Below are 14,752 nucleotides of genomic sequence, written 5' to 3'. Positions count from 1 at the left end.
CCAACTTCCTTTAAATCCTTATATTTGTCCAAATAATAATTTTCGGATGAAACCGATGTGTTTCATTCAACCAAAAAATTTAAATTAGCAAATGAAGTTTATAGTTGCAAGTGGCGAATTACAAAAGGCGCTAAATACGGTGGGTGGTGTAATTTCCAGTTCACAATCGAGACCGATTCTTGAAAATTACCTTTTCGAACTCGAAGAAAACAACCTTAAAATAACCGCTTCGGATGGTGAAACCACATTGATTACTTCTTTGGAGGTGAAATCTGATGATTCTGGTAAGATTGCCGTTCCTGCAAAGATTTTCCAGGATTTTGTGAAAACTTATGGGGAGCAACCTTTAACTTTATCCGTGAAAGAATCCGAAGACGGAAACGGGAAATTGCTTGAAATCCTTGATGAAAAGGACAATTTCGCAGTGGCTTTAGACAATGCCGAAGATTATCCGGAACTTCCGGAGTTTGACGCGTCTCAAAAGGTGAAAATTGCATCCGGGATTTTATCTGAAGCACTTAGCAACACCCTTTTTGCGACCAGTAACGATTCGTTGCGACCTGTAATGACGGGAGTTTTGTTCCAGTTCAAAGAAGATGAAACCAACTTCGTTTCAACCGATTCTCACCGTTTGGTGGTGTACAAAAGAACCGATTTGATCAACCCGGAACCGATCGAGTTCATTATGCCGAAAAAACCGTTATCGATCTTCAAAAATATTTTGGCGAGTTCTAATGACGATGTAACCATCGAGTTCAATGAGAATATGGCGAAATTCACTTTTGGAAACAACATCTGGATTTGCCGCTTGATCGATGGGAAATATCCGAATTATACTGCGGTAATTCCAAAAGAAAACCCGAATGTTTTGACCATCAATAGAAATCTTCTGCTGAATTCCATCAGAAGAGCGTCGATCATGTCCAATAAATCAACGAATCAGGTTCGCTTCAAACTTTCCGGAAACGTGCTTCACCTTCATGCGGAGGATACCGAATACGCAAACAAAGCAGATATGCAGATTCCGTGCGATTACAATGGCGAAGACATCAACATTGGTTTCAGTTCGAAGTTCCTCACCGAGATGCTTTCTGTGCTTTCCGCGGATGATATCACCATGAAGATGTCGCAACCCAACCGGCCGGGAATCATAGAGCCAGTAGATGGTTTGGAAGATGAAGAAAATATTTTGATGCTTTCCATGCCGGTCATTGGAATGTAATTTTTGAGCCAGAAATAACGAGATAAGTTCCCAAAGGAATTTGGTTTAATAAGGGAAGCCCGATTATGTCGGGCTTTTTTTGATTTTTAGCTTTTGCTGTTGTATAGGGAAGTTCAAATTGGAACGCGATCTTTTGCAATTCTGTGGTGGATTGGGTTGTATTTAAAATCAGCACTTTTCTAGTTTTCTTTTTGCCGGAAAAAAGATTTTTTTTGGATTCTTTAAAATCGTAAGAAAAATTCGTTCAATTTCTCTCACTAAGTTTTCAGTTGTTTTTGTTTAAAACAAATTTCGGAAAATGTATGCGGTAACCTGAACAGTGGGAACTTCTTCTGACCGCTCAAAATTGGGCTGACTTTGTGGCAGTAAAATATCTTTGCAATAAATTGGAACGATTTGAATCTTTCCCTCAAATTCACGATATTTGCAAACTATTTTTTGAATGATGAAAGTGGAAATCATTCAAATTTCAAATCATTACAATGAAAATCTCAAACAACTGGCTGAAAGACTATATCAAAACCGATCTGAAAACTGAGAAAATCGGGGAGTATTTGACGGATATCGGTCTGGAAGTGGAAGGAATCGAAAAATACGAATCTGTAAAAGGTTCTTTGGAAGGAATCGTAGTCGGAAAAGTCTTGACTTGCGAACAGCATCCAAATGCCGATAAACTGAAGAAAACTACAGTTGATGTAGGAAACGGAAAAGTGTTGAATATTGTTTGCGGCGCTCCGAATGTTGCCGCCGGACAAATTGTTCCCGTTGCAGTGGTGGGAACCACGATTTATAAAGGTGGTGAAAAACTGGTCATGCAGAAAGCGAAAATCCGAGGCGAATATTCTGAAGGAATGATCTGTGCGGAAGACGAACTCGGTTTGAGCGATGACCACGGTGGAATCATGATTTTGGATGAGTCGTACAAGATCGGAGATGATTTCGCGAAATATTTTGAATTAACAACCGATCAAGTTTACGAAATCGGACTTACTCCCAACCGAACCGATGCCATGTCGCATTATGGTGTCGCAAGAGATTTAAACGCATATTTAAGTACCAATCAACTGCATTCGGAATTCGAGAAGGCAGTTTTAAAACCTTTAATTATCGAGGGAACAACAGATTTCCAATTGGAGGTGGAAGATTCTGAATTGTGTCCCAGATACCTCGGCGCAGTAATTGAAAACGTGCAAGTGGCCGATTCTCCAGATTGGCTGAAAAACCGGTTGAAAGCCATTGGGCTGAATCCGATTAACAATATTGTGGATATCACGAACTTTATTCTTCATGGTTTCGGGCAGCCTCTTCATGCGTTTGACGGCGATCAAATCAAAGGTCGAAAAGTGAAAGTGGGAACCGTGAAACAAGGTACAAAATTCACGACGCTGGACGGCGTTGAACGAACGTTGAATGGCACCGAAATTATGATCAAAGACGGCGAAAACAATCCGATGTGTATCGCGGGAGTTTTTGGTGGCGAGAATTCGGGAGTTTCTGAAAACACGAAAACTATATTCCTGGAAAGTGCTTATTTCAATCCGGTGGCGGTGAGAAAAGGTGCGAAATTCCACGGACTGAATACCGATGCTTCTTTCCGTTTTGAAAGAGGAGTGGATCCAAATGCTGTGCGAACGGCAATTACCCATGCCATTTCCCTGATCGAGGAACTTTCCGGTGGAAAATTGGCGGGCCAACTTTTGGAATATTACCCAAAGAAAATTGAGGATCATTACGTCATTTTAAGATTCTCGAAAGTGGAGCAGATTCTAGGCACCAAAATCCACATCGAGAAAATTAAGGAGATATTGAAATCTCTGGAAATTTCTGTGCTGAACGAAATCCAAAACGGTTTGGAACTTTCCGTTCCGGCATACAGAGCTGATGTGACCCGTGAAATAGACGTGATCGAGGAAATCCTTAGAATTTACGGATATAACAAAATCGACGCTCCCCAAAAAATTTCGTTCACCCCGGTAAAGCTGAGTTTTGATGACCAAGATGCGCTGGAAAATTCGTGGGCAAGAACATTGCAGAGTTGCGGTTTCAATGAGGTGATGAACAATTCTCTGACTTCGGTGAAAGATGAAACCAATGCAGTGAAGTTGCTCAATCCTTTGAGCGGAGATCTGGCTTTCATGAGAACTTCTTTACTGGAAGGACTTTTGGAAAATGCCGATTATAATATTAAAAGAAAAAATGCCGACATCAAGTTTTTTGAATTCGGAAAGATTTACCATAAGATTGCTGGGAAATACCAAGAAAGAAAGCAATTGGCGATGCTGGTTTCCGGAAGAAATGTTGCGGAAAACTGGTTGCAGCCAAAATCTGCGACAGATTTCTATCACCTGAAATCTTATGTGAAAGTCCTTTTTGATAAATTGAAACTGACCATCGACGAAAAATCATTGGAGGATTCCAGATTTTCTGATGCTTTGGAATTGCTTTCAGATGGAAGAGTAGTTGCAAGATTGGGTAAAGTTGCTCCGGAATTGCTGAAAGATGCCGACCTGGATCAGGACTGTTTCTATGCCGAAATAGAAGTGGAAAACTGCCAGAAATTGAGATCGACAGAGAATCTGAAATTTGTTGACATACCGAAATTCAACAAGATCAGAAGAGATTTGGCTTTGCTCATCGACAAGAATGTTTCCTACAGCGATCTGTATAAAGCGGCCAGAAAAAATCCTTCAAAATATCTTGGGAACATCAACCTTTTCGATGTTTACGAAGGGAAAAATCTTCCGGAAGGAAAAAAATCTTATGCGATGAGCTTTGAGTTGCTGAACTCGGAAAAAACTTTGGAAGAAAAAGATATTGTCGAAGTGATGAACTCTTTGATCAAGACTTTCCAGAAGGAATTTTCGGCGGAATTAAGAGGCTGATTTATTGGAGAAATTGCGAATTGACTTTCCGAAAGCGATCCGCAGCCGGAAGCTGGCTGCAATTAGATTTTTTTTCCCTAAATTTGGTTTCATAAAAAATTAAAAATGAAAAATTCCATTAAAAATATTGTAAGCTTTATTTTCACAGTCGCCATGATGGTTTCCTGCTCCACTTTATCAAAAGTGGGATCTTCTCAGGCAAATGTCTCCAACACAAAATGGGTTTTGGCGGATCAGGTGAAAGGAAAAACCCCGACTTTAGTTATTGAGAAAGCCAGAATCACTGGAAACGGTGGTTGCAACAATTATTTTGGAGAACTGACACTGGATGCAACTGCGGGAAATTTTTCGGCAAAAAACATAGGTTCCACCAAAATGGCTTGTGACAATATGTCTGTGGAAACTAATTTCTTCAACATGCTGAATGAGGTCAACAAATATATTGTCTCGGGAAACACGCTTGAACTCTACAAAGATAATTTGTTGCTGTTGAAATTCAACAAACAGTAAAAGAAAAAGGAACTCAATTTAGAGTTCCTTTTTTATTTATTCTTCGTCGTCTTCTTCGTCATATTTTGCGAGTTCGTCATCGCACCATTGAAGCGCTTCTCCCACCACTTTGGTGGCTTCATCTGCCATGGTTTCTTCATCGTCGCCTTCCAAATCGTCCAACCATTCCACTTCTTCTTCCTCCACATTGAGGATGAATCTTGGGTATTCCGTGTGGACTACAAATAGATCTTCAGGAAAATCCGAATTGTCAGCTAATAAAAATTTTGGTAGTTTCATCTCTTATTGATTTAATTATTTTTACTTATCCGGTAAAACATCTTCAAAATAGGGCTGTTTATCAAGCTGTTCAAACTGCGATGCCTTCTTTTTTTATGCTTAAAACTTGCTCAAAGATAAAAATTTTATTGGAATTTGTTGGTATCAATTTTCATTTTGCTCAAAACTTTATGGGCGGTCAAAACATTTCTTTTCAAAGTGTCTTTCGGATGGTTGGTCCACGAAATATTAGGGTTTACTGTGCTCATCAGTTCGGCTATTTGAACTTTGTCCAAATCTTCCGGATTTTCCACATAAAATTTTAAAGGAATATTTTCCAGATTTTCGGATTTTAGAAATGTGGTGATTTCTCTGCGGTTTTCAAGATAATTCCCTCTGGAAAGCCAGGTGAAAGCAAATCCGGAGATTAAACTTAAAAAGGTGATTCCATAAACAATTCTGCCAAAAAATTGATAAAATTTTCTGAAATAAAGCAGCCAGATTGGAAAAGTGAACGCAATCAAAAGCCGGTAATCCAGTGGTGTGATAGAATAAAAATATTGAATAAAAAAGGAACTTACAATTCCCACCACACCGATGGCTAAAAAGAATCTCTGGGTTTCAGATAGTCTGGACTTCAAGAAAAGGAAAATCATCAAAACAATATTCAGCAATCCAATCCCGTAAATTGCAAAATTGATGAGGCCGCCTGCAGGATTTGCGATATGGATGAAAGGATTGAAACTGGTGGTTAATCCCTGGAACAGTTCGATGAGTAATTTAGAAGTGGGATGAATGCCGATTTCCAGAAACTCGTCCACATAATTGGCGTTAAAGTAATCAATAAACAAAAACTTATAAAGTGCCACAAAAGCCAATCCAATCAATCCGGAAAAAATGAAGGTGCTGCCATAATGTTTCCTGAAATTCAAAATTCCCCAAACCAAAGTTCCACCAATGATAAACAAAGACGGATAGCGGATATTATAGAGCAAAATAAGGATTAAACTCAAATAAAAAATCGCTTTTGGCCCCGATAATTCATCGATGATGATTTTTCTTCCGGTGTAAAGAAACAGGAAAACGAAAGGCAGCATGAGCGGTTCACTCATGGTATAAGCAAAAATAGAAACAAAACTGAAAAGTCCGCCCACCAAAACAGTTTCGCGGAAATAGAACCGTTTTTTCCAGGCAAACCAGACCATGAATAAAAAAACCAAAACACCAAGAATTTTGCTGCCCCAAAACTCACCGAAACCCATTAGGGAAAACAGTTTCAGACTTAGCGGATAACCAAGTGGAGTAGTGGTATTGTCAATGACCGGAAAAACGTGGGCGGTCCGCATGAACCTGATGGAATCTGGATTTACGCGGCCTTTCTCATTCATCAGAAAACGCAGGATGATCATCACGAAAGTCGCGACGATCAAACCAAACTGGATGAGTTTTTCCTGATTTCTTCTGCTCATTTTCTTGGAAGTCCCTTAGTGACTAAATGGGATTTAGAGGGAGGAAGGATTATTTCGCAAACATTTTCGAAACCTTTTCGGCTTTTTTGCTTTCGGAATAATCATAGAACCCTTCACCGGATTTTACCCCAATTTTGCCTGCGGTCACCATATTCACAAGCAACGGATTTGGAGCGTATTTTGGATTTTTGAAACCATCATACATCACATTCAAAATCGCGAGACAAACATCCAACCCGATGAAATCGGCTAACTGAAGCGGTCCCATCGGATGCGCCATTCCGAGTTTCATCACCTGGTCGATTTCTTCAACACCCGCAACTCCGTTATACAAAGTTTCAATGGCCTCATTAATCATCGGCATCAAAATCCTATTCGCCACAAATCCGGGATAATCATTCACTTCCACCGGTGTTTTCCCCAAAGTTTTAGACATCTCAAAAATCTGGTCGAAAGTTTCCCTGGAGGTGGAATAACCTTTTATGATTTCCACGAGTTTCATTATTGGAACCGGATTCATAAAGTGCATCCCGATTACTTTTTCCGGACGTTTCGTCACCGAAGCGATTTTGGTAATGGAAATAGAGGAAGTATTGGTCGCCAAAATACAGTTTTCTGGAGCGAAATCATCCATTTGTTTGAAGATTTTCATCTTCAGATCGAGGTTTTCTGTCGCGGCTTCTACGATTAATTCGGCATTTTTCGCGGCATCTTCCAGTGCCAAGAAAGTGGTGATGTTTCCTAAAGTCTCTGCCTTTTGTTCTTCGGTCAGGTTTCCTTTCGCGATGATTCGGTCCAGGTTATTGGTAATGGTTTTCAGGCCTTTGTCTAATGCTTCCTGGGAAACATCCACTAGATTGACCTTGAATCCGGTTTGTGCAAAAGTATGTGCGATGCCGTTTCCCATAGTTCCGGCTCCGATAACGACGATGTTCTTCATAAATCTTGTTTGAAGTTTAAAGTTTAATGTTTAAGGGCTAAAATTACTACTTTTTAAGGAAATCGTAAACGGCTTTGGAAATGTTGGAAATGATCTTACAATTGGTTTCCCATGATTCCATAGAGTCGCTTACAAATATTGAAAGTGCGTAAGTTTTCCCGTTGGGTAAAGTGATGATGGCGATGTCGTTTTCTGCGCCCGTTAAACCCGAATCATTTTTTCCTGAAGAGCCGGTTTTGTGTGCCACTTTTGCGGATTTCGGCAATTGTTCTACAATTTTGTTGGTCCCGGTCGATGTTCTGTAAAGTACTCCCAATAAGAATTCGGTGGATTCTTTTGAGATTATTTTCCCTTGATAGAAATCTTTAAGAAGTGTATTAGAAGATTTCATGGTCGTGTAATTTTCGTACTGGTTTTTCCAGTCGCTCTGCATCACTTCTTCGTTGTAAACAATTTGCGTGTCTTTCATTCCTTTTGAAATAAGAAAATCATTGACTGTTTTTGGTCCACCGATTAACCGCAGCAATACGTCGCAACCAACATTGTCGCTCATTGCGACCGCGTATTCGATGAGTTCGGAAATAGGCATTTCAAAATTTCCTTCTGGGTTCTTTTCGCGTATCGGACTCCAAGTGTTTGGCAAAAGCTCCGATTTATTGATGAATACTTTTTGGTCAAGTGCGAGTTTTCCTTGATCAACCCAATCCAAAACCGCCAAAGCAATGTGAAATTTAAAAACGCTCTGCATCGGAAGTTTCTTCCCGGCATTTTCGTTGTTGAACTCAACCGGAAAATCGATTCCTTTCACTGCAACTGCAACGGTGGCGTTTTTGCCTTTTGTCAATTTTGAGATTTCATTTCTTAAAGATTGCTTCTGCCCAAATCCGAAGACGGAAAACAATACCAGCAAGGCCGCAATTTTTTTCATATTAATAGTTCTTAGTATAAGTTTTGCCTTCCTGCAAAAGTTCACCTTCACTCGTGGAAGTTTTGAATTTTGTGGAAATATAATCTCTTTTTCCATCGATTCTGTTCAAGTAAACCGAGAAATGCAGATGCGGCCCGTTTGAGAATCCTGTATTTCCGCTAAAACCGATGAGTTGTCCCTTTTCCACCACATCGCCAATTTTTACCGCAGCACCTTTGTATTTTAAATGGGCGTAATCTGCGAAACTCCCGTCGGAATGCATGATGACGATATTATTGTTGAATTTTGCGCAGGAAATATTGGCGCAGCTGGAAGTATTATGGTCCACCACTTCAACCACTTTTCCTTCGCGTGCCGCGAAAATTTTTTCGCCGGTCTTTAAGTTAAAGTCAAGCGCATTGATCTTTTGGTGCGAGAATTTCCCGTTGTAACCTTGGTAAACCAATTGCGTTTTCCCGGTTTCGAAAGGGAGGGAATAAATATAATCTTGATCAAAATCCTTTAAGGTTACATCACCGAAATTCGTCATGTTCGTGTATGTAAACTGATTGGATTTCGCGGGGTTTTTCGGGGAAAGCTTCGTGATCAGGAATCTTTTGGCTTTTTCGGGAATCACTACGGTGAACTCATTTGCTGCCGTGGAATTCAAATTGTCGAGTTGGAATGTGAATTTTGATGACATCGGCATTTCCTCGTTATTATCAGCGAAAATTGAAATCTCATTTCCCGTCTTTTCATTGTAGAAATTGACGTTCCATTTTTTTTGGGAGAAAAGAGAAATCGCTGCAAAACAGAAAAAGATTGAAAATAATTTATTCATTCGCAAGCAAAATTAACGATTAAAAGAATGACGATGGTAAAAACTTTACACCGCATATTGTCAAACAATTATAGAGAATTGCCGAGGTACTTTTCATGAGAAAGTTTTGAAAAAACGCTTAATTATTCAACTGAGAATCTTAGGCGTTCTGAAACTTAATCGTTCTTAATTCCTCCATTTTCTTAATGTTAAAAATCAAGCACGGTTAAAAAACAATTGAACTTGAACTTTAAGGTTCAAAATATATGGAAAATCAAAGTTGCCAAAATTATTTTGAAATCAGCTTCACAATTTCCAGCGCCACTTTCAAAGCTTCGGTTCCATCTTCCAACGAAACTTCCACGTTTTTATTTTCCATGATGGAATCCGCCAGACTTTCCAGTTCGTCCAGAATGGCGTTATTGGGCTGAATATTTGGATATTCAAATATGATCTGGTTTTTCTCGCCATCCGCATTTTCGATGATCATGTCGAAATCGCTTGGATTTTCGGGAGCCGGCTTCATTCGGATCACTTCAGCTTTCTTTTCTAAAAAGTCCACCGAAATATACGCATCCTGCTGAAAAAACCGGGACTTGCGCATCGCTTTCATCGAAATTCTGGAAGTGGTCAGATTAGCGACGCATCCGTTTTCAAATTCGATTCTGGCGTTCGCAATATCGGGCGATTTTGAAACCACGCAAACTCCGGAAGCCTGAATTTCTTTGACTTTAGATTTAACCAGCGAGAGCAAAATGTCCAAATCGTGAATCATCAGATCCAAAACCACGGAAACATCTGTTCCGCGCGGGTTAAATTCCGCCAAACGGTGAATCTCGATAAACATCGGATTGTTGATGTAATCTTTGGAACCTATGAAGGCGGGATTGTATCTTTCTACATGTCCAACTTGCGCCTTGATTCCGTATTCGCGGCACTTGTAGAGGATTTCTTCGGCTTGCTTCAAAGTCTGCGTCACCGGTTTTTCGATGAAGAAATGCTTTCGGTTTTCAATTGCCTTCATCGCATAATCGTAGTGATAAACGGTTGGAGTGACAATGTCCAAAACCTCGATTTGCGAAAGCAAATCATCAAAATTATCGAAATATTTGTAGCCGAATTCGGCTTCTAGTTTTTTACCGTTTTCAGCATCGGCATCATGAAATCCGACCAATTCGTATTTTTCCGACTGCTGAAGCAATCTCAAATGGATTTTTCCCAAATGTCCCGCTCCGACTAAACCTGCTTTAAGCATAGAAATTAAATTTTTTCAAAGATAATGCTTTCAGCCAGAAGAAGGAAGTGCGAAGTGGGAAGAAAATCCCGCGAAACGGATATTTGCTTTTTATCATTATTAAAAGTAGTTTTGCTCAAACTGAAAGCAGGGACTTTGAAATTATGAATGATACTTTTTTGCACAAGGGAAAGCGGAAAATCCTGGTAGAATATCTGCGCGAGAAAATCGGAATATCTGATGAGAGGGTTCTGAAGGCGATCAACGAAGTCCCGCGACATTTTTTCCTGGAAAGTATTTTCGAGGATTTTGCTTATGAAGACCGCGCTTTTCCCATTTTGGCGAAACAGACGATTTCGCATCCGTCCACGGTTGCTGAACAAACTGAACTTTTAGAACTAAATGAAAAGGAAAAAGTCCTGGAAATTGGAACCGGAAGCGGTTACCAAACTGCAGTTCTCATCGCGATGAATGCGTGGGTTTACACGGTGGAAAGACAAAAAGACCTGCACGATTTTGCTCAAAAGAAACTGCTCCAAATTCATCTTCGACCCAAATTTCAAAGTTTTGGTGACGGATTCGCAGGTTTGCCGACTTTCGCGCCATTCGACAAGATCCTGGTGACTTGCGGCGCAGAAATACTTCCGACGGAATTGCTGAAGCAACTGAAAATTGGTGGAAAAATGGTTATTCCAATGGGGAAAACCGATGAACAGATTCTTTACCGGTTCACAAAAATTTCTGAGAATGAATTCGAGAAAGAGGAATACGGTGCGTACAAATTTGTCCCGATGTTGGGAAAAACGAACTTATGAACGGAAAAAAAATCGCTTCCATGGCAAGTAAATCCCTTTTTCCGGACAAGTTTTCCATGACAAAAAACACCTCCCAAATTCGCTTTTTAATTTTATAGATTGTAATTTTGCCCATCATCAAAAAATCAATTCAGACTATTTTGTCTGAAATAAATCTCTTCTAATGAAAAAACTTCAGAATATTCTTATTTCCACACGAACTATGGCAGTGATGCTGCTGATTTTTGCATTTTCAATGGCTTATGCGACTTTTCTGGAAAACGATTATGGCACACCCACTGCGAAAGCGCTTATTTATGAGGCGAAATGGTTTGAAGTAGTAATGGTTATTTTGATACTCAACTTTATTGGGAATATTTCCAGATACCGGCTTTGGAAGAGGGAAAAGTGGTCTGTTCTGGTTTTCCACTTGGCGTTTGTGCTGATTTTCCTGGGCGGCGCGATTACCAGATACATCAGTTACGAAGGAGTGATGCACATCAGAGAAGGTGAAACTTCCAAAGAGGTGGTAACGGACAAAAATTTCTTCAAAATTCAAATCGAAGAAAATGGTGATGTCCAGAGTTATCAGGAAGTTCCTTTCATGATGATTCCGGACCTTGCCAAAGAAAAATCCTGGCTCGCCAAAATTTTGCCGCACTCATTTAAGGCTGGTTACGATTTTCATGGAAAACAGATCGATGTTCGCCAAGTTCACTATATCCAAAGAAAAAAAGACAGCTTAATTGCTGATCCCAACGGTGAAGAATTCCTGCATGTGGTTTCCGCCGGACAAACCGGTCGTGAAAATCTCTATATCAAACCTGGCGAAGCGAAATCTATCAACGGCATGTTGGTTTCCTACAATCGTGGAATTGAAGGTGCGGTGGAATTCCGAAACGATCATGGAAATCTGATGATCAAAACTCCTGTTGAAGCCAATTACATGACGATGGCGACTCAGGACACCACTCATGTTCAGAAGGAGGTTTTTCAACCTTTGGCACTTAGAAGTCTTTATTCCATCAATGATTTGAAGCTGGTGGTTCCCGAAGGTTTGAAAAAAGGAAAACTGATCGCCTATGAAGGTGACAAGAAAAAAGACCAAAATGTAGCCGATCAATTGACCGTGGAAGTAAAAGGTCCGAAAACCAAACAACTTGTCGATTTGTCTGTAGAAAGAGGAAACCCAAACGCCTTCAAACAAATCAACTTGGATGGAATGAACATTATTCTCGGTTTTGGTCCAAAAGTGTATAACACTCCATTCGGCCTTAAACTGGATAAATTTGTAATGGAAACTTATCCCGGAAGTTCGTCGCCGAGTTCCTACGAAAGCCATGTGCAAATCATCGACCAGGGAAAACAGACCCCTTATAAAATTTACATGAACCATGTTTTGAATCACGGCGGTTACCGGTTTTTCCAATCCAGTTTCGATCCGGACAGACGTGGAACAATTCTTTCAGTAAACCACGATTTCTGGGGAACCAACGTGACTTACTTCGGCTATACACTGTTGTTTTTGGGAATGTTCGTGACTTTCTTCTGGAAAGGAACCCATTTTTGGAAACTCAATAAACAGTTGAAGGCTATCAACAGAAAACGGGTAACCATGGCGATTCTGCTTTTCCTAAGCTTGAATTTCAACGCACAATATATCGACACGCATGGTACCGATGGATCCCCTGAAAAAACCCATTCCGCAAACGACGGCCATAATCACGGAAATGCGGATGCGTCTTTAGCACTGGAAACACGCCCGGTAAAGGAACAAAATTCTTTGGCGCTACGTTCGCCAAAACCAATTTCGGCTGATGAAATCATTGCCAGAAATAAGATTTCAAAAGAACATGCCGACAAATTCGGATATCTTTTGGTTCAAAACTATGAAGGCAGAATCGTTCCTATGAACACTCAAGCTTTGGATGTTTTGAGGAAACTCTACAAGAGGGACGAATTCAAAGGAACCGACGGAAAATCCCTGGACGCAAATCAATGGTTCCTTTCCATCAATACCGATACTCCAAGTTGGACCATGGTTCCAATCATTAAAATTGGTTCAAAAGGCGGGGATGAACTCAAAAGAAAAACAAAAGCCGACGAAGACGGATACACTTCACTGATGTCGCTTTTTCCTGCTGACAAAAATGGTCAGCTTCATTACGTTTTGGAAGAAGATTACCAAACCGCTTTCCGAAAAAAGCCTGCCGAACAAACCAATTATGACAAAGAAGTAATTGCAGTGAATGACCGTGTGCAGGTATTCAACGAATTTTTTAGCGGGCAGTTTTTGAGGATTGTCCCAGTGCAAAACGATCCGAATTCCACATGGCATTCTTGGCTCGATCAAAACTTTGAACCAGATGAGCAATCCCAAAAAGTGATGGGTCCCTATTTCTCCAGCGTTTTGGATGCACAAAAATCCGGAAATTGGACCACCGCAGATTCAGAATTGCAGAAACTGGAACAATACCAGCAAACTTGGGGAAAAAACGTAGTTCCCGCAAAATCAAAAGTGGATTTGGAAGTGTTCATGAATAAACTCAATCTGAACTTTAAGTTGCTGATTTTTTATACTTTGATCGGCGGATTACTTCTATTATTAGGATTCATAGAGCTTTTCAAGCCAAACAAAGTGCTGCATACCATCATCAAATCCATTATCTATATTGGTCTGATCGGTTACGTCGCCCATTTTCTTGGACTGGTTGCGAGATGGTATCTTTCAGGTCACGCTCCGTGGAGTAACGGTTATGAAGCGATTATATTCATTTCATGGGTCGGAATCTCTGCCGGTTTAATGTTCTATTTCGGTATGGGAAAACCGAACCTGAAAAGATATGAATCCACCAAAGCCGTGAGAAGCGGTAGCGTTTCCAATGCACTCATTCCTGCTGCAGGTTTCATGGTGGCCGTAATCATGATGGGGTTTGCACACGGTGGTTCCGCACTTGATCCGCAAATTACGCCGCTTGTTCCTGTGCTGAAATCGTACTGGCTCATCGTGCACGTTGCGGTCATCACATCTAGTTATGGATTCTTCGCGCTTTCCATGATCATTGCGGTGATCACTTTGGTATTCTATATTATTGCAGATAAAAAACTCTACAAAATCCACCACGATATCACCATCAAAGAACTCACCATTGTCTCAGAAATGTCTTTATTCATAGGTCTTTTCGCATTGACCGTAGGAAATTTTCTGGGTGGAATTTGGGCAAATGAATCCTGGGGAAGATATTGGAGTTGGGACCCTAAAGAAACATGGGCGTTCATATCCATCATCGTCTATGCATTCGTACTCCACATGAGGCTCGTTCCGGGATTGCGCGGAAGATGGGCATATCACGTAGCGACCATGTTCGCATTCTGTTCCATGGTTATGACTTATTTTGGGGTAAATTATTACTTGAGCGGGCTGCATTCCTACGCGGCAGGTGATCCGGTTCCGGTTCCGGCGTGGGTTTACATCGGCTTGGCTTCTATGTTTACTTTGGCGGCAGTTTCCTATTGGCGTTACAAAAACCTAAACCAAACCGCTAAATCAAAGAAATAGGAGCAACCCATTTTTGTTGTTAGCCGAAGATGGGTCCGGCTTTCCGGCTGTTGGGACTAATGTGGAAGGGAGTAGTTTTTCCAAAGCAATTTTCCCCTGCAAAAACGGTTTTTCAGCGCAGCTGATCTGCGTAATTTTATGAACCAGTTGCAGTTTT

11 protein-coding genes are annotated in these 14,752 nt (G+C 40.6%); 5 read left to right on the top strand and 6 right to left on the bottom strand.

Annotated features, from left to right (window positions below):
• The first annotated feature begins 91 nt into the window (after positions 1-91).
• From dnaN to ACM44_RS09970, 3 genes are all read left to right on the top strand, one after another.
• Positions 92-1,222 (top strand): DNA polymerase III subunit beta, encoded by a 1,131-nt coding sequence (gene dnaN / locus ACM44_RS09990; RefSeq protein WP_048499889.1) that lies wholly within the window; start codon positions 92-94, stop codon positions 1,220-1,222.
• Positions 1,223-1,704: 482 nt separating this feature from the next.
• Complete coding sequence (pheT, locus tag ACM44_RS09975; protein ID WP_048499886.1) at positions 1,705-4,104, top strand: phenylalanine--tRNA ligase subunit beta; 2,400 nt, start codon at positions 1,705-1,707, stop codon at positions 4,102-4,104.
• 105 nt (positions 4,105-4,209) lie between these two features.
• A complete protein-coding gene (locus tag ACM44_RS09970) occupies positions 4,210-4,614 on the top strand; it encodes an META domain-containing protein (protein ID WP_241477167.1) in 405 nt (134 codons plus the stop codon).
• Between the two features lie 36 nt (positions 4,615-4,650).
• On the opposite strand, the gene ACM44_RS09965 is transcribed toward ACM44_RS09970, so the two are convergent.
• The 6 genes from ACM44_RS09965 to ACM44_RS09940 form a co-directional block, all read right to left on the bottom strand.
• Entirely contained in the window at positions 4,651-4,893 is a 243-nt protein-coding gene (locus ACM44_RS09965; protein WP_048499885.1) for a hypothetical protein, read from the bottom strand.
• A 125-nt stretch (positions 4,894-5,018) separates the two neighbouring features.
• The gene (locus ACM44_RS09960; RefSeq protein WP_048499884.1) at positions 5,019-6,341 is read right to left on the bottom strand and encodes a hypothetical protein; all 1,323 of its coding nucleotides are present in this window, start codon (positions 6,339-6,341) and stop codon (positions 5,019-5,021) included.
• Positions 6,342-6,390: 49 nt separating this feature from the next.
• Positions 6,391-7,281, bottom strand: a complete 891-nt coding sequence (locus tag ACM44_RS09955; RefSeq protein ID WP_048499883.1) for a 3-hydroxyacyl-CoA dehydrogenase family protein — start codon at positions 7,279-7,281, stop codon at positions 6,391-6,393.
• A gap of 46 nt (positions 7,282-7,327) precedes the next feature.
• Positions 7,328-8,209 carry a class A beta-lactamase, subclass A2 gene (gene bla, locus ACM44_RS09950; RefSeq protein WP_048499882.1) on the bottom strand — a complete coding sequence of 294 codons (882 nt, stop codon included), beginning with the start codon at positions 8,207-8,209 and terminating at the stop codon, positions 7,328-7,330.
• Between the two features lies 1 nt (position 8,210).
• Positions 8,211-9,029, bottom strand: a complete 819-nt coding sequence (locus tag ACM44_RS15920; RefSeq protein ID WP_053215458.1) for a M23 family metallopeptidase — start codon at positions 9,027-9,029, stop codon at positions 8,211-8,213.
• Positions 9,030-9,297: 268 nt separating this feature from the next.
• Positions 9,298-10,263 (bottom strand): Gfo/Idh/MocA family oxidoreductase, encoded by a 966-nt coding sequence (locus ACM44_RS09940; RefSeq protein ID WP_048499881.1) that lies wholly within the window; start codon positions 10,261-10,263, stop codon positions 9,298-9,300.
• A 143-nt stretch (positions 10,264-10,406) separates the two neighbouring features.
• On the opposite strand from ACM44_RS09940, the gene ACM44_RS09935 reads away from it, so the two are divergent.
• Both ACM44_RS09935 and ccsA read left to right on the top strand, forming a co-directional pair.
• Complete coding sequence (locus tag ACM44_RS09935) at positions 10,407-11,057, top strand: protein-L-isoaspartate(D-aspartate) O-methyltransferase (RefSeq protein ID WP_048499880.1); 651 nt, start codon at positions 10,407-10,409, stop codon at positions 11,055-11,057.
• A gap of 163 nt (positions 11,058-11,220) precedes the next feature.
• Positions 11,221-14,595: a cytochrome c biogenesis protein gene (gene ccsA, locus ACM44_RS09930; RefSeq protein ID WP_048499879.1), complete on the top strand. Its 3,375-nt coding sequence runs from the start codon at positions 11,221-11,223 to the stop codon at positions 14,593-14,595.
• Positions 14,596-14,752: the final 157 nt, after the last annotated feature.

The organism is Chryseobacterium koreense CCUG 49689, assembly GCF_001045435.1.
In the GTDB taxonomy this organism is placed as follows: domain Bacteria; phylum Bacteroidota; class Bacteroidia; order Flavobacteriales; family Weeksellaceae; genus Kaistella; species Kaistella koreensis.
Note: the sequence above shows the minus strand (reverse complement) of the source record. Positions and strands in the feature narration are given on the sequence as shown.